Genomic DNA, 17,153 nt, shown 5'->3' with positions numbered 1-17,153 from the left:
CTAATAATTGAATCCGATAACAACCTGAGTGTACAAAATTTTTTGTGTTTTGACTACCTTTTTATTTTGTATACTCATTTTTTAATTCTTTTCATAAAAAAAACTGGCTGCACCTTGGGGAGGATACAGTCAGTCACAGTACACCAAAAAATAATCTATGTGGCGGCACTTATGATTTATCGTATCTTCCATCTCAAACGTGTTTTCAATGTTAGTACAAGTGAAATATATCACACCTTTCATGAGTTTTCAATGGTTGATCGGCCCAAACCAAAAATAAATTTAGGCCAAAAATTATAAATAATAATTTTTTTATAGTTTGATCAGGTAGTTAAGGAAAACGTTAACAAATAGATTAAATTAGGATATTCATTCAGAGCATAATTAAGATTTATTTTATAATTTCAATTAATTATTTATTAGCTAATTTTTATTTAGATTAGATTCAAGATATTTTTATTGGTAAGTATTTTCACGAGCCTATACTGTTTGATAAGTCCTTACTTTTGTTTCTTTTCAGTTAGCATAATAATTAAAAGTAATAAGCAATCATGAGATTACTTTTACCTACTGGTATGTAGTGGCTGTCACTGGGGCTTTAACCTAACCTGATCAAAAAATAAAAAGGGCCGTGCAGCGAAACTGATTTCCGCTTGCCCAGACCCTTTTATTGCGTGTTATCTTGAAAATAACGATTCATTATATACGTAATCTTTCTTTATTTAACTGTTGATACATAAGAGCTTTCATAAAAACCGGTGACTAAGCGCCAACAATTTTCAAATTAGCTTGCCGTTCAGCATGCCGTTTTGGAAATAGAACTAATTTGCCTTCCAAAATGCTTAAAGTGACCGCACTTCCAATGACCAAGAAAATCAAGAAAATATAGCCGTGAACGGAATAATTAGTGATCCCGGAATACAAGGCACCGATGTTGCAGCCTTTAGCTAAGCGCGCACCAACACCCATGAATAAACCCCCTAATGCATAAGTTGTGCTATCTTTGAAATGAAAATGAAAATTAAAGTGAAAACGACCGGCTAGTAGAAAGGCCACCAAAGAACCAAGAATGATCCCAAAATTACGAATCGACGAACCATCCACTAGAAAACCACCTTGCTTGATCTGTAAATTGATTGCTGCAAAGGTAGGATCATTTAACGAAAAGCCTAGCGCATGCAATAGCTGCGCCCCTTGTAAGGTAAACGCGGAGGTCACGCCCCAAGCTTTACCGGTGGTAATAATAATAAAGGCAGCGATGATCGCGGTCAAAAGCGCAGTTGTCGTAAATGACCAACGTTGAATGAATAACCGGTGATACAGTCCCAGCCGGGCATTTTTTGTAGCCAATGGTTGCTCAAATTGAGCATAAGTTGTCTGCCTAATCCGTAATCCAGCCTGATGGCGATGTCTTTGGTAGGCACGGATCACTAAATATAAAATTCCTAAAAAGACCAGCAGAAAAACAAAAGACCCAAAATAACCAAAATAAGTCGGTAAATAATAGTTACCGCCGATCTTTCCGATTGCAGAAGCATCTAGCTTACCACTTAACCATAGCCCTAACGGTGAACCAATAATGAAGAAAGGTAACGCAATGATCGCGTGGCCCTCGCCCTCACCAAAATCGGTCAAGGTACCAGATGCGCAGCCGCCGGCTAACATCATGCCACTACCGAAAAGTGTTCCCCCAATGATCGTCCCAATATTCGCCAGTTCTACTGAAGCTGATCCGGGAATGATCGTCTGTTTGGCGGTGGCTAAATAGGCGGGTACTGCCCCTTGACTTGCCGCCTGCCACTGAATACCGGTAGTCAAAAAGGCGGTGGCGCCTAACAAGATCAATAAGGCGACGGCCAGCTGACTATTGCCGCCGTAAAATAAATCCTTGATCCCGCCAGCAAAACCAAAGCGTGCACGCGTAAAAACGTAACCGATGGCCAAACCGGCGATCAAAAATACAGGTAAATTAGCGGCCTGCGTCAAAGTAAAGAAACCATAGGCAATAATTAGAATTAAAACAATAATGGCATAATACGGTTGACGACTATCTAAATCATTTTCAGCAAAATACGCCTTTAACATATAAAAACCCCCCAATAATTTGACTTTAATTTAATCAAAAAAACCTTCGCCCGCAGATCCATTACTGAATCTAAGGACGAAGGTATTTCCTTCGTGTTACCACCTTAATTTAAATCACTTTCACAAGTCATTCCTCTTTGGGTACAACCTACCCAAGCTCATTAAAGGGAGCAACGTCATTGTTTTACCTTGGCTTAACAATAAGGGCTTATCCAAGACCATCTTCGGTCACTCAACAAGATCGCTTTACAGCAACTGCGACTCTCTAAGCTTATCGGGCTTGACCTACTCATCTTTTCATTTGCGTTTAATATTATGATAGTTGAATTATTGTCCGAAAAGCGCTTTCTGTCAAGCATTTTTTGACATCTTCCACACAATATCTAGATTTCCTATCTAGCCACCAAAGGCTAGGCCGCGCTACTTGATCTGTTGCAACAACATTTTCCGAAATTCAAAATAAGCTGGATTATTGGCCATTTCGTCAAAAGCGACTTTAAAGTAAGGATTGGTAATGGTTTGGCTTACGGTACCCGGCTTACCATTCATGATAATAATATTTTGGCCTAAAAACATGGCCTCATCAATATCGTGGGTGATGACGATGACACAATTACCACTGCTAGCCCACAACTCTAACAAGATCTGGTGCATTTCATCGCGGGTCAGATTATCCAACGCGCTAAAAGATTCGTCTAACATTAAAATATCCGGTTGATTAATAAACTCACGGGCTAGCGCCACCCGCTGCTTCAAGCCGCCAGATAATTCATAAACGTAACTTGTTTTAAATTTTTCCAAACCAGTTTCCTGTAGTAGTGTGGCTAGGCGTTGTTCAATTTGGGCTGACGCCATTTTACGCATCCGCGGCCCAAAGGTGATGTTTTGGGTCACATTGAGCCACGGATATAATGCCATATCTTGAAAAACGATTCCCCGCTGCCAACTAGCCTTTTGGATCGGTTGACCATTCATACGCAGCTCGCCAACTTGGGGTTGAATGTAGCCAGCGATCAAGTTTAACAGCGTACTTTTACCGATCCCCGATGGCCCGATGACTACGTTAAGTGAGTTCGCCGCCATAGTCAAATTAACGCCGGTGATCGACTGCGCACTATTACTGGGATATTGATACCCAACATCTTTAACTTCCAGTAGCGCCATCACTTGCCATCTCCTTCTGTGATAAATTGTGTCGTAATAAACTGTTGACATTGCCGCCAACTAGGTCGACTATTCAGTGTTTGGCGCTGCCCCATGAATTTGCTAGTTTGGTAAAATTGCCGCGCAAATTTGGTGTTCATAAAATGAACTAACTGCTTAGGTGGTAACCAAGTTGAGGTGCCGATCTGCTGCTTAGCAGCGGCTGGTGTGATCGCCATTTGCCGTGCGGTTGCCTGATAGATCCACTGCGGCTGGCGTTGGTACAATGTATGCGCGTCACCTAAAGTTGCCAAAATTTGCCGTAATACTGCCGCGTGTTGTTTAGCAAATTGATCAGTGGCTAAGGTCACGTTAGCCGTCAGCGCACCTTGATCAGCTAGCTTATCACTGCTGACTAAGGTTGTGCTGGGCCGCAAACTATCAAGACTTGGTTGCCAAGTATAGGCGCCATCAATATCGCCGCGTTGCCACGCCGCCACGATCTCTGGTGTCTGCATATCGACCAGCGTCACCTTGCCGGTCAAATGGTGTTGCTGCAGGTACATCATCAAGCTGTAATGCGAAGTAGAGGCAAAAGGAGTGGCGATTTTCATGCCGCGCAGATCCTCAGCCCGCTGGACGCCTAATTGCTTTTTGAGCACTAACGCTTCATTACTACCGATCACATCGTTGACCCAAACCAGTTTGGCCGGAATGCCAGCCGCCATAGCGACCACAGCATTAGTATCACCCATCGTGGCCAGATCAACACTGTTGGAAAGCAATGCCTTATTCGCATCAACACCAGAATCAAAGGTAATGTATTTAACCCTATACCCTGCTTGAGCGCACGCCCGCCGCAAAGTTTTCCTTTGCCGAGCCGCTGCCACATCATTTGGCACCCGTAAAATGCCGATTCGAACCACTTTAGTGGCTTGATCACTTTTTGTAGCTGCGGCACAGCCAGTTAGCGTCAGGGTTACACTAACAATGGCCAATAGCCGCAATAATTTTTTTAGCATTATTTTTTACCCCGCCAGTGAACGATCCGCTGGGCCAGTTTTTTAAGTAACCAATCGATCAGTACCCCCGTGACACCTAATAAAATGATGCCGACAAACATCACATCACTTTTTAGGTAATGGGAAGAATCAATGATCATCCAGCCAACCCCGGAGCTAGAAGCGATCATTTCTGCTGAAACAATGGTGGTGTAGGCCACCCCCACCGCGGAACGCAGGCCCGTAAAAATATCTGGCAACGCCACAGGAAAAACAATATTGAAGAAAATTTGCCGCCGGCTTGCACCTAATGATGCGGCACTTTGCAGATACTCGCCGTCGATTCGCTGCACAGCATCAAAACAAGAAATATAGATCGGGGGCAAGGCCGCCCAAAACAACAGCATAATTTTTGATGGTTCCCCGATTCCTAACCACAAAATCAGTAAGGTATAGTAGGCTAGCGGTGGAATCGGCCGAATAAACTGAATCAGCGGATCAACCATCGCGTTGACCCAACGCACATAGCCGCTGAGTAATCCTAGTGGGATCCCAATGATCACCGCAAAGAAAAGCGCTAAAAATAGCCGGCGCATCGTGATCAAATAATGATCATACAGCGGTGTTCCGCCATAACCTGAACGACTGAGATCAACAAAGGTTTGCCCGATCTTGCCTAATGATGGCAATAACACTGCTGGCACTAATTTTAAGCTAGTGGCCATGATCCACAACAGTAATAATACTGCGATCGTGGCCACACTTAATAGTAAATAACGCGACTTCGCTGCCTTTTTCACGTGACTGCCCCCTACCCCTTATTCTGCTGGATGCGGTGTCCGGATCTCCAACCGTGGCACAACGTCAAACCAATACGTATCAATGATCGGCTGCCGATTTTGGACCTGATCGTTGTAATATTCATATTCACAAATGGCCATAAAGGATCCGGCAATATTGTAAACATTGGTGTAACCTAGCTGCATCAACGCCCGCACCACATTATAACTACGCTGCCCACTTAAACAGTGAATATAAACGGGCTGATCACGGGGAATCTCCGCCAAACGATCACGAAATTCACTCATCGGAATATTGATGGCACTCAGCACATGACCGTCTTCGTATTCATCCGGCTCCCGCACATCAATGATCAACGCATGCTGTTCTACAAGCGACCGTACCTGACTAGCCGGAATTTGATGAAACTCTTCATTTAAAATATTAGTCGCCACCAATCCGGCCATGTTAACCGCATTTTTAGCCGTGCTGAACTTCGGCTGGTAGCACAACTCCAGGTCTTCCAGATCTTCCACGTAATTATGGTTAGTGATCATCGTGGCGATCACATCAATTTGCCTATCGACCCACCCTTCACCGATCGCCTGCGCACCTAAAATTTCTCCGGTGGGGTAGCCAAAGATCAACTTGAAAAACAGCGGCTTAGCACCAGGCATTAATAAGACCTTATCCTTAGGAATCACCGTGGCCACTCGATAATCAATGTGATTTTGTTGGCACGCCTTTTCCGTTAAGCCGGTGGCGGCCACATTCATTTCAAATACCGGCACGCACTGTGAGCCGATCACACCACGATTGCGCGCCTGACGCCCGTAAACATGATCCGCGGCTTGGCGTGCTTCCATTTGTGCTGGAAAGGCTAAACTTAACTTCTGACGTTTGTGGGTTTGCCGATTGACCACTTCCACTGCATCGCCGACTGCATAAATATGGGGTAAATTAGTTTGAAAGTTTTGGTCGACTTGAATACCGCCGGTCACACCAACTTTGATGCCCGCGGCTTGCGCCAAGGTCGTATCCGGGGCCACTCCGATCGCCGCCACCACAGCACCACTTTTTAACCGGCGACCTGACTTTAAAGTCACTGTTGTGTCGGTGATCGCCGTCACGGTGTCGCCAGTGATCAAGTTGACTTCGTAATCCAGCATGGTTTTTTGAATGATCTGCGCCATATCGTAATCAATAGTGTTGAGGATATGTTCCTGACCTTCAATCAAGTTAACGTTAAAGCCACCGTTGACCAGATTTTCTGTAGTTTCGATACCAATAAAGCCACCGCCGATCACCGTCACATCGGTAATGCTGTAATCCATCAGATAATCATATAAAGCCTTGATATCAACCACATTGCGAATGGTAAACACATTTTCGTTATCAATACCACTAATACTTTTTGGCCGGACCGGTACCGCTCCTGGGGATAAAAATAGTTCATCATAAGCCGCTTTTTCCGTGGCCCCGGTGAGAACATTTTTCACCGTTACCGTTTGCCCAACTGGGTCGATGGCGGTCACTTCATGGTTAACAATGGCATCAATGTTGTACTGGTGTTTCAACTCCCAGGGATCCATCAAAACGATATCGTCAGCGTCATTGATCAATCCCGACAGATAATAGGGTAATGAGCAATTTGAAAAAGACACATCTGGCCCTTTCTCGTACATGGTGATCTGCGCACTTTCATCCAAACGCCGACACCTTGCGGCTGCTGAAGCTCCACCAGCAACGCCACCGACCACAATAATCTTTTTTGGCATATCTATTTTGCCCCTTTCGTCATTATTTAACGTGCAAAATGGTTTCAAATTTACTTGGGTAAAAAGCACCTATAATCATTTCCGGCTATAACTTAATTTAAGTTTACACCTTGCTGTCGCCGGCAACCATTTTTACTGTATTCAAATAAAAAAGCCCACCGTGATCGTTGCGATCACAGCAGGACGAAAATTCGTGTTACCACCTACAATTTACTTACATTCTCACAAATATAAGCCTTAATCACTTCATTAGCTGACTAAAATTCAGTCACCATCAAAAGCCGCGCACGTTAACGCATGCCAACGTTAGCACAGCTTGCACCATACTAATAGCTTAGAGCTCATTTTCAGTTACTGGTTTATTCCACCCTCACACCAACGATGGTCGCTAAAAATAACCTAGGTAGCCTACTCTACTCATCACAGCCAATTTTTATTCTGATTTCACTTACTATAATTCCATAGTTTACGGTTATTTGTTCGGCCTGTCAATACAGCGCTAACATTCTTAGTCGGTTCTATCCGTGTATTTTTACGCCAAAAAAAATACGCACACTTCGGCGTATTTTTAAAATCTATTTCTAAGCATAAGCGGTTAACGACAGTGACTGCGTTGCATCATATTTCCGGATGAATGGTAAGTTTGGGTGGTAGTCATCATCGATGAAGAGCTCGCCTTAGATCCTAACCACTGCCAACTAGTACTGATAATGAAAAAGGCCCCTACCATTGCCAGTAATAGTACGATCCACGTCGTCATTTTGTTATTTGAACGCATGAACTTCATCTCCTTAAATTAACGGGGGTGCCGCGAAACTATTGATCAGTAATCTAAATCTAGCGTAACTGGGGCTCATGGCCAAGCCCGCCTGTGGTGACCGTAAAAAAAGCCGCTACCGCACGTTTTAATCAGAAGTCACTACTGGCCCTTGCCAGAGATTCATGCCGCCACGCACACTAATTGCATTGTAGCCCTTATCCCGCAGAATTTGACAAGCCTGAGCGCTACGTTGACCTGAATGACAGATCGCGTAAACCTCTTTGTCGGTCCCAGCATACTCGGTAATACTATCCAAAGGAAAATTTTGTGCTTGCCGAATATGGCCGGCCCGATATTCTTCTGGTGTACGCACATCGAGCAAAGTAACTCCTGTCGGCAATTTGGCCATTAAATCCGTGGCCGAGATCATATTTTTAGGCATGTTAAAAGCAACCATTAGCATTCTCCTCTACTTCATTAGGCTAAGTAAAAACTACCTCGTTAAAATTCAACACTACAGTATAATACATGGTTATACTACACCCATGTAGGTCAATTTAACAACGCTAATAATGACTTAGAAAATAGAAAAGATTCAATTTGTAAGGCGAGCACCAACACTGTAAAAATCCAGTCCGTTTTAAAAATTTTCCCGCAAAAAATGCGCCGGCCATTTAAGCAGCGCATCCTGGTTTTTAAATAAATAAACTGAACAACAGCACTCCGGCTAAACCCATAAAAGCAATGATCGAAGTCAAAGCGGTCCACGTTTTAAAGGTTTTGAGCAACGACAGATTGAAGTATTCCTTGATGATCCAAAAACCAGCATCGTTCACGTGTGAAAAGCCCACACTACCAGCACCAGCTGCTAAAGTCATTAATTCTGGACTTACTCCAGTAGCGGCCGCAACTGGGGCAACAATACCGGCAGCCGTCATTCCAGCAACTGTTGCTGACCCAAGAGAGACCCGCAGAACTGCAGCGATTAACCAGGTCAAAATCAATGGCGAAATTGCCGAGCCTTCCATTAAATGGGCAATGTACTTATCAATGTGACTATCGATCAGGACTTGTTTAAAAGCCCCACCACCAGCGATGATCAGCAATATCATGGCGATCCCGGAAACCGAACTGGAAAATGAATCCATCAATTCTTTAATATGTCGGCCCCGACTAAAACCCAGTGTAAACAATGACACAACGAAGGTGATTAATAAGGCCGTGCCAGCATTACCAATAAAATCAGTTAAGCTACGAATACCAGAATTTGGCCAAACTAATTCAACGATCGTTTTAATGAAAATAAATATAATTGGCAAAGTAGCACTGAGAATGCTCAAGAAAAAGCTGGGCATCTCGGCTTCAGTGAATTTTTTCTCTGTGTACAATGCTTTGGGAATCTCAACTTCCAGAAAGTCCTTTTTAAAAATTTTAGTATACACTGGTCCGGCAATAACAATCGCAGGAATTGCAATCGGTAAGCCTAACATCAGTGTTTTACCAATATTTGCATGAAATATTTCGGCAACAGCCGTTGGTCCTGGATGAGGTGGCACAAAACCGTGCATAGTGATCAAGGCAGCAATCACAGGAAGCCCAATATACAAAATTGGTACTTCCGCAACCATGGCAATTGAAAAAACTAATGGGATCAGTACCACGACGCCAGTTTCAAAAAACATGGCGATCCCAACAACAATGGCAGTTACTACAGCCGCTGCCTGTACATGCTTCTTGCCAAAAGTATGTACCATTGTCAAGGCAATTCGTTGCGCGCCACCAGTATCCGTTAACAGCTTACCAACTGCTGCACCAAAAATAATGACTAACATTAAACTGCCTGCTGAAGAACCAAGCCCATTTTGAATTGAGGTCATAACCGCAACTGGTGACATTCCCTCCAGTAAACCGACAGCTAAAGAGGAAAGAATCAAAGAAATAAAGGCATTCAGCTTGAATACCATCATCAAAACTAACAGTAATAATACACCGATGGTCACTGAAATAAATGGCATAAGTTTCTGCTCCTTTTTACAAGTTAGCTAGATTATTGATTTAACAAAGCAACCACTTCGCGCAGGGTTGTTTTGGCCCCAACATTACCTGGAAAAATAATATACGGGAGCTGCGGAAATTTTGAATTTGCACCAGTGTACCAAACTGGGATCCCTGGTTTGATCTGACCTGCAACCAAAGCATGATCAACTGCTAAGCCGTGGGTGCCGATATCACTGGAAGTAATGCCACCTTTGGCAATAATGAATTTTGGTCTTACCGGCAACTGCTGCACAATATTAGTCATTGCTTTAGAGATCTTAACGGATAACAGCAACGCAGCTTCCTTATCTTCCCCTAAATCTAGACGCTGCCGTGAAGTATAAACAGTTACTGTTTGGCCTTGTTTTAGCGCCGCATTAACAGCCGTCGTTATTCGTAGTTCTTCTGCAGCCAAGGCACTATCTTCTAATACTGTCGCTACATTAAATTCCAAAAATAAAACGGCCGTTAATTGGCGTAATTCATTTAATTGCGCGGTTGTTTTCTCAACATGAGAACCGATCATGATCAAACCACCGGTGGTTGCCGCCGGATCGATCAAATCAGCTTTGGTCAATAGTGGTCGATCGCTGACACCACCTAAAACCTTAGTTAAAGCGGCAGCACTGCGAAACATAAATAACTTGCCTTGCCGCAATGCCCTAATTAAGGCGATTACAAAAGCTTGGACATCACAGTAGTCAACTGCGTTAACCACAACTTTGTTAAAATCTTCAACTTGCAATAATTGCGCCGTGATCTTATCTAAATTAAGCTGCCGAAGATCTACCAACGAGATCGTGGTCACAGCAGATGCCTTGTACCGACCACCCGTTTTTTCTTCTGCCCAATCTGCCAAATTAGAAGCGTGATAACCAAAAGTTTTATCCTTAGCAAATTCGGTTTCGCCAGCCGGCACTAAACGATCATCAACTTGAACAAAATGAACATCATTGATTGTGAAGCGACCACCCTCTTTAAAAAATGGTAATAAGACTTCGCCATCAAAATGCACACCAGTTTGGTTTTCCACAACTTCTTTTAAAATTTCTGTTTCTAGTGGATAGTGCCCCCGTAAGGTAGAATCACTACGACTGATGAAGAGAAACTCCTGATGTTGTTCCTTGGCCACTTCACTGACAGTTGCAGCAATTTCACGATGAACTTGCTCAGTTTCCGTAGCTGTAAAACCTCGTGAATTAGTTAAAATAAAAAACATCGCGTTTGTTTCAGCAAAGCCTTGTTCAATACTAGCCTTGGTCCAATCAGTATAAACTGATATATCATGGACAGTTTGTACGCCAGTTGGATCATCATCCAAGACAACGATTTTTTTATTTAACCTTTTAAGTTCTGTTGCCAACAAGATTGCAACTTTTTCGGGATCTGGTTGTGCCGGAATTTTAGCGAAAACATCTTTTGCTAAGTATGTGCTCATATTTAATGACCTCGTTTCACTTCAATATTGGCTAACTTTTCGTAATACTGAACAATACCGCCATGATCGTTTAATACTTTGCCATCAGCCTTTAAAGCGTGGAATATTTCTAACAATTGGCTAGACATTGGCAGTGGTACATCTAAGTCATGCGCAGTTTGCAGCACATTAGTTAGATCCTTCATGTTGATTGCAATCGTACCGCCAGGTTTAAAATTACGATCTAAAATTAATGGCACCTTGGCATCCAACACTGAGCTACCGGCCAAACCACCACGAATGGCCTGATACATTTTTTCAATATCAATACCGGCCTTAGCTGCCAGAACCAATGCCTCTGAAACCGCCGCAATATTCAGATTAACAATGATCTGATTAGCCAGTTTCGCGGTTACCCCACTACCATGATCACCAACTAAAACAACATCCTTACCAACACCATGAAAAACCGGCAAGCTTTGTTCAAAAACTGCTTGCTCCCCACCAACCATAATTGAAAGTGTACCGTTGACTGCACCTGGTTCACCGCCGCTAACGGGTGCATCTAAAGTAACGATCTGATGTTTCTGGGCTTCCACTGCCAAAGCTTGCGCATCTGTGGGGCCAATCGAGCTCATGTCGATCACGACCAATCCACTATGAGCATTAGCAAATACCCCTCCTTTACCTTCAAGTACTTGCCGAACATGTTTGGCTGCAGGTAGCATGGTGATAATAAACTCCGCCGATTGTGCCATTTCAGCTACCGAGCTTGCCTGCGCACCTGCTGCAACTACCGTTTCAACCGCGGCTACACTAATATCAAACACTGAAACTTCAAAACCAGCTTTTACTAAATTGATTGCCATTGGTCTACCCATAATGCCTAAACCAATAAATCCGATTTTTTGCATGTCAATTACTCCTTTTTTACGTTTTTAAGCGCTTTCATATTTTCAAAATCATTATAACCCGTTATTTTTAAAATGTATACATATTTTTATTTTTAGTATTCATTTTAATATCTTTTGTATACTATGTTAAAAACTGAGCTTTAGCGTATAATGAAAACTGTTAGGAGATAGCTCAAAATTATTTTAAATATTATTTTCCGATCAATTTAGCATCAATGTGGCTCAAACAGCTGAATATTCAAGCTGTTGAGCCATGGTAATAGTAAAGGGAGTCACGTTATGAAAAAAAAAGAAACCCACAGTTATGTTCGTGCTTACGAGTTTTTACGTGATCAGATCCTGTCGGGTAAAATCGATGCCACCACTAAATTAACAGAAACAAAATTAGCGGAACAACTGCAGCTTAGCCGCACTCCTGTCCGCTCAGCTATTGCTAAGTTAGAAGATGAAGGACTGATCAAGAATAAACACGTGTATGTGCCAACTGAAACCGACATTCGCCACATTTTTCAAGTTCGTTCCATCCTTGAAGGCTTTGCGGCTAGTTACTGTGCCGAATTTATTTCTGATGATGCCCTGCAAAAATTAGCTAACTATGTTGAAACTGGTCTACACGGCTCTGATAGCGAAAAACTGCAAGCAAATTATTTATTTCACCAACTGATCGTTGAAGAAACTCATAATCCAGAAATCGTCAAAATAATCAATCGAATGCAATCAATCATTAATTTGCTGCGCACCACAGTTACCTTGCAAAAAAGGCCACGCTTAGTTGAAGAGCATCAAGAGATTTTTCAGGCAATTCAAGCTAGTGATGGTAGATTAGCTGAAAATCTGATTCATAGACATTTGGAAAAGGATTTAGAATTCAGTATTAATCGGTTACCCGTTTTGTAACTAGCAGTATCGCTCTTTCGTATACGTAAATGGGCTATACCTTGATTTCAGGCCTGGCCTTTTACATTAATCGCTATCGCTTTTGGAATAGATAATTGATTGAACCTGGGAACTAACAATAAGATGAGTACCCTCATTTTATTTTAATTAACTGCTTGACACGGACTAAACCTTGCCTTTATAATAAGCGTCGTTAACTTAAAACAAATACACAAACGAATAGATGAGTAGGTTTTTGATCAACCTTAGAGAGTTATCATTTGGTGCAAGATAACGTTGATCAATTGCTGAATATGGTCTTACAACTCGTTTTACCACTGAGCTTTGGCTAAGTGGTTCCGGGCACGCCCGTTATAGCGTTAGAGTATAGATGTACTTGAAGAGGAATAGCTCGTGAGGGTTATTTAAACTAAGGTGGTAACGCGAAACGCATTTCGTCCTTGATCTAATGATAGATCAGGCGTCATGCGTTTTTTTATTTTCTGGAGGTAATGACATGACGGATAAAGTAGCAAATTACGAATTATTAGTTCAACAGGCGCAAAGTTTGCTGGAAAATGAATTTGATTTAGTGGCCAATATGAGTAATTTGGCGTCATTGATCTTCAATGAACTGCCCCACCTGAACGGGACTTCGTTTTATCGTTTTAAAAATGGTGAACTGATCTTAGGACCGTTCCAAGGCAAGCCAGCCTGTATGCACATTGCGGTGGGCGCCGGTGTTTGTGGAACGGTAGCTCAAAATTTAAAGGCCGAGATTGTTCCTGATGTGCATCAATTTGCAGGCCACATTGCCTGTGATCAGGCTTCCAATTCGGAAATCGTGGTCCCAATTTTTAAACACCACGTGTTCTGGGGAGTACTTGACCTCGACAGTCCTGCTTACAACACATTTGACGCCACTGATGAGCAGTATCTCAGTCAACTGGCACCGTTAATATTCGGTTATCAAAAATAAATTGGAGGTGGCACTTAGTATGACTGAACAAAATATTATTGATTTAAAGAACATCACGGTCACTTTTAAAAATGGCGCTACCCCCGTCAAAGCTGTCGATAACGTTAGTTTGGCCATTCCCCGCGGCGACATTTACGGGATCATCGGCTATTCCGGTGCCGGCAAAAGTACGCTGGTTCGCGTGATCAATCTATTACAACCGCCGACCAGCGGAACGATCACCGTCAATGGTCAGAATCTACAGCAACTACCACCTAAGGCGTTGCGCCAAGCCCGTAAAAAAGTCGGCATGATCTTTCAACATTTTAATCTGATGAAATCGCGTACGGTTTTAGGTAACGTGGAATATCCGCTGTTAAGTCAAAAAATTACGGCGGCTGAACGGAAACAAAAGGCACAAAAATTATTGGCTCTGGTGGGTTTAGCCGAGTACGCTGCCACCTACCCCAGTCAACTTTCCGGGGGACAAAAGCAACGTGTGGCGATCGCGCGGGCTTTGGCCAACGATCCTGAAGTATTGATTTCCGACGAGGCCACCAGCGCGCTGGATCCGAAAACCACCAAGGCAATTTTAGAGTTATTGGAAAAATTGCACGAGACGTTGGATCTGACGATTGTTTTGATCACTCATGAAATGCAAGTTATTAAAACGATTTGTCACAACGTCGCCGTCATGGATGCCGGTAAAATCATTGAACGCGGTCGCGTCGCCAGCGTTTTCACCGATCCCCAGCAACCATTGACCACTGATTTTGTGGAAACATCCACCAACGTGAAGGCGGCCATTGAGCGGATCACCGCCACAGTCAAAGTCGATGAATTAGCCGCAGATCAGGAACTGATCTACTTCAATTTTATTGGTAATTCGGCTAAGCAAAGTATTATTTCCGATCTGGCCCAACAGTACAAAATCGACGTCAACATCTTGTTTGCTAATATTGATCAAATTGATGGCGAAAATGTGGGTTATATGATCGCTATTATTACCGGTGATCTGGCTGGTTTCGATCAAGCAATCACAAAACTCAAGGATAACGGCGTTAAAGCTCGGCGCCTTAGCCAACCGAAAGGAGCTGATTAAAATGGCTGCTTTGATCCCCAACGTTATTTCCATGCAGTCCGAATTCATTCAGGCAACATTAGAAACACTTTACATGACATTTTTCTCAGCTATTATTTCTGCTATTTTAGGCCTACTTTTCGGAATTCTTTTAGTGGTGACCCAACCAAAAGGAATCTTGGAAGATGCCCTTACTTACTCCGTGTTGGACAAGGTAGTCAACTTACTGCGGTCGATTCCATTTATCATTCTTCTAGCGGTGATCTCACCGTTAACGCAATTCTTGATCGGAACCACGGTAGGCACCACAGCATCATTAGTGCCGTTGGTATTTGGTATCTTCCCGTTCTATGCTCGTCAAGTTCAAAATGCGTTACTCGATGTAGATCACGGGGTTGTGGAAGCTGCACAATCCATGGGCTCCAGCCCTAGTGAAATTATTTTTCGCGTTTATTTGCGGGAAGGCCTGCCAGATATCATTCGCGTTTCTATCGTAACGGTTATCAGCCTGATCGGTTTGACTACCATGGCCGGCGCGATCGGTTCTGGCGGTTTAGGGGACATTGCCATTAGTATCGGTTACGCTCGCTTTGAAAATGACGTGACCTTCGTTGCCATGATCATTATTTTAATCTTAGTTTTTGCCGTTCAGTTGATCGGCGATTGGATCGTTAAAAAAGTTGAACATTATTAATAAGGGAGTGTTGGAAAATGAAAAAAAGCGCGCTTTGGTTGATCGGCGTCATCGTAGTGGTGGTCGCTGTGGCGTTCGGAATTCACAGTTTTAGTAGTCAAAGTGCTACTAGCAAAACGAGTACAATTACAGTAGGTTCGCAAGGCTCTGACTATGATATTTGGCAACACATTGCTAAATCAAAGGATGCTAAAGCACTCGGCTTAAAGATCAAAGTCAAACAGATCACCGATGGCGTACAGTTAAACAAGGCCACCGCCGATGGGCAACGTCGACGTCAATGCGTTCCAGTCTTGGTCTTATTATTTAACCTATAACCAGCAAAATAAGAAGAACAAATTGGCTGCTTTAGGCACCACTTACTTGGAACCAATGGGTATTTATTCTAAAAAGTATCAAAAAGTTAGCCAGATCCCTGATGGCGCTACGATCGCCATTGCTAATAACCCTTCCCAAGCAGCACGGGGGTTGATCCTGTTACAAAAAGCTGGCTTGATCACGTTGAATAAAGATTTCGGTATTTTAGGCACAGTCAGCGACATTAAAAGCAATCCGAAAAACTTGAAATTCAAAGAGATCGACGATACTACCGGTCCGCGGGTCATTAAAAATGTTGACGCTGTTTTGATTTCTAACACGGTGGCCTTAGAAGGTGGGCTCCACGTGCTGACTGACTCGATCTACCACGAAAATGTTGACCAAAGTACCAAAGATAACATTAATATTTTAGCCACTGCCGCTAAAAATAAAAACAAAGCTAGCTACAAAAAACTAGTTAAGTTGTATCACAAAAAAGATATCCAAAAATATATCAAGACCAAGTATTATGGCACTAAGATCGAAGTTTCAAAACCGCTCACATACTTTAATAACTAGCTAAAGACAGTTAGCTTTCTGCCTTTCTAGATATCGTTACATTAATTATTGACGGATAACATAATAATATAGAAGGAAGTTTTTGAATTATGGCTAAAGTTGAAAGTTTCATCTTAGATCACACTAAAGTTAAGGCGCCCTATGTTCGTTTGATCACTGAAGAACACGGTGCAAAAGGCGATCTCATCAGTAACTACGATCTACGTTTAGTGCAGCCCAACGAAAATGCAATTCCCACTGCTGGCCTACACACCATCGAACATTTACTAGCCGGCCTGCTCCGTGACCGTTTGACCGGCGTGATCGACTGTTCACCATTTGGTTGCCGGACTGGCTTTCATTTGATCACTTGGGGACAACATTCGACGACTGAAGTTGCCATTGCCTTAAAAGGAGCACTGGATGAGATCGCCAACAAAATAACTTGGGCTGATGTTCAAGGTACTGATATTTACAGTTGTGGTAATTACCGTGATCATTCACTGTTCTCCGCGAAACAATGGTCCAAAGATATTTTAGCGCAAGGCATCAGCGACCAGCCCTTTGAACGTCACCTTGTTTAACCACTGAATTTAAAAATTAAGGAGGAAACAATCATTAGAAAAAAATATGTAATAAAGCAGAAATAAATAGAAAAGTAAACCGCTATTCATAAAAAGTAAATATGAAGCTGAACAGCATGACTATTATTTAATCTGATGATATGATGTGTATAAGGAAGAAACAAAAAACAACGCCGATTTGATTGGTGGT

At 42.8% G+C, this 17,153-nt stretch carries 15 protein-coding genes, 1 pseudogene and 1 other annotated feature; of the genes and pseudogenes, 6 read left to right on the top strand and 10 right to left on the bottom strand.

Translation table 11 applies throughout. From position 1 onward, the window contains the following. Positions 1 to 762 precede the first annotated feature (762 nt). The 10 genes from FFM78_RS12795 to garR all read right to left on the bottom strand — a co-directional run bounded on the left by FFM78_RS12795 (position 763) and on the right by garR (position 11,915). Entirely contained in the window at positions 763 to 2,085 is a 1,323-nt protein-coding gene (locus tag FFM78_RS12795; protein ID WP_137638787.1) for a YeeE/YedE family protein, read from the bottom strand. 420 nt (positions 2,086 to 2,505) lie between these two features. After that, a complete protein-coding gene (locus tag FFM78_RS12790) occupies positions 2,506 to 3,249 on the bottom strand; it encodes an ABC transporter ATP-binding protein (RefSeq protein ID WP_137638786.1) in 744 nt (247 codons plus the stop codon). Beyond that, positions 3,249 to 4,250: a taurine ABC transporter substrate-binding protein gene (locus tag FFM78_RS12785; RefSeq protein ID WP_137638785.1), complete on the bottom strand. Its 1,002-nt coding sequence runs from the start codon at positions 4,248 to 4,250 to the stop codon at positions 3,249 to 3,251. Before FFM78_RS12785 ends, FFM78_RS12790 begins: the two co-directional genes overlap by 1 nt. Further along, positions 4,250 to 5,029, bottom strand: coding sequence for an ABC transporter permease (locus FFM78_RS12780; RefSeq protein ID WP_223877089.1), 780 nt, complete (start codon positions 5,027 to 5,029; stop codon positions 4,250 to 4,252). Before FFM78_RS12780 ends, FFM78_RS12785 begins: the two co-directional genes overlap by 1 nt. Positions 5,030 to 5,047: 18 nt before the next feature. After that, positions 5,048 to 6,787, bottom strand: a complete 1,740-nt coding sequence (locus FFM78_RS12775; RefSeq protein ID WP_137638784.1) for an FAD-dependent oxidoreductase — start codon at positions 6,785 to 6,787, stop codon at positions 5,048 to 5,050. A 595-nt stretch (positions 6,788 to 7,382) separates the two neighbouring features. Beyond that, complete coding sequence (locus FFM78_RS12770; RefSeq protein WP_137638783.1) at positions 7,383 to 7,565, bottom strand: hypothetical protein; 183 nt, start codon at positions 7,563 to 7,565, stop codon at positions 7,383 to 7,385. A gap of 127 nt (positions 7,566 to 7,692) precedes the next feature. Beyond that, positions 7,693 to 8,004, bottom strand: a complete 312-nt coding sequence (locus FFM78_RS12765; RefSeq protein WP_137638782.1) for a rhodanese-like domain-containing protein — start codon at positions 8,002 to 8,004, stop codon at positions 7,693 to 7,695. A 238-nt stretch (positions 8,005 to 8,242) separates the two neighbouring features. Continuing rightward, positions 8,243 to 9,562 (bottom strand): gluconate:H+ symporter, encoded by a 1,320-nt coding sequence (locus FFM78_RS12760; RefSeq protein WP_137638781.1) that lies wholly within the window; start codon positions 9,560 to 9,562, stop codon positions 8,243 to 8,245. A 32-nt stretch (positions 9,563 to 9,594) separates the two neighbouring features. Continuing rightward, positions 9,595 to 11,022 carry a four-carbon acid sugar kinase family protein gene (locus FFM78_RS12755; protein ID WP_137638780.1) on the bottom strand — a complete coding sequence of 476 codons (1,428 nt, stop codon included), beginning with the start codon at positions 11,020 to 11,022 and terminating at the stop codon, positions 9,595 to 9,597. A 2-nt stretch (positions 11,023 to 11,024) separates the two neighbouring features. Then, the gene (garR, locus tag FFM78_RS12750) at positions 11,025 to 11,915 is read right to left on the bottom strand and encodes a 2-hydroxy-3-oxopropionate reductase (RefSeq protein ID WP_137638779.1); all 891 of its coding nucleotides are present in this window, start codon (positions 11,913 to 11,915) and stop codon (positions 11,025 to 11,027) included. Positions 11,916 to 12,194: 279 nt separating this feature from the next. Between garR and FFM78_RS12745 the strand changes: the two genes are divergently transcribed. The 6 genes and pseudogenes from FFM78_RS12745 (at position 12,195) to FFM78_RS12720 (ending at position 16,963) form a co-directional block, all read left to right on the top strand. Beyond that, the gene (locus tag FFM78_RS12745; protein WP_137638778.1) at positions 12,195 to 12,812 is read left to right on the top strand and encodes a GntR family transcriptional regulator; all 618 of its coding nucleotides are present in this window, start codon (positions 12,195 to 12,197) and stop codon (positions 12,810 to 12,812) included. 205 nt (positions 12,813 to 13,017) lie between these two features. After that, positions 13,018 to 13,257, top strand: a binding site (T-box leader). Between the two features lie 51 nt (positions 13,258 to 13,308). Next, positions 13,309 to 13,770 (top strand): free L-methionine (R)-S-oxide reductase MsrC, encoded by a 462-nt coding sequence (msrC, locus tag FFM78_RS12740; RefSeq protein ID WP_137638777.1) that lies wholly within the window; start codon positions 13,309 to 13,311, stop codon positions 13,768 to 13,770. 19 nt (positions 13,771 to 13,789) lie between these two features. After that, the gene (locus FFM78_RS12735; protein ID WP_137638776.1) at positions 13,790 to 14,851 is read left to right on the top strand and encodes a methionine ABC transporter ATP-binding protein; all 1,062 of its coding nucleotides are present in this window, start codon (positions 13,790 to 13,792) and stop codon (positions 14,849 to 14,851) included. 1 nt (position 14,852) lies between these two features. Beyond that, on the top strand, positions 14,853 to 15,524 hold the full coding sequence (locus tag FFM78_RS12730) for a methionine ABC transporter permease (RefSeq protein WP_137638775.1): 672 nt from the start codon (positions 14,853 to 14,855) through the stop codon (positions 15,522 to 15,524). Positions 15,525 to 15,541: 17 nt separating this feature from the next. Further along, positions 15,542 to 16,400: pseudogene (locus tag FFM78_RS12725) on the top strand (MetQ/NlpA family ABC transporter substrate-binding protein). An 89-nt stretch (positions 16,401 to 16,489) separates the two neighbouring features. Further along, a complete protein-coding gene (locus tag FFM78_RS12720; RefSeq protein ID WP_137638774.1) occupies positions 16,490 to 16,963 on the top strand; it encodes an S-ribosylhomocysteine lyase in 474 nt (157 codons plus the stop codon). Positions 16,964 to 17,153: the final 190 nt, after the last annotated feature.

This window comes from Loigolactobacillus binensis (assembly GCF_005405165.1).
GTDB lineage: Bacteria > Bacillota > Bacilli > Lactobacillales > Lactobacillaceae > Loigolactobacillus > Loigolactobacillus binensis.
This window is presented reverse-complemented; position numbering and strand designations above follow the sequence as displayed.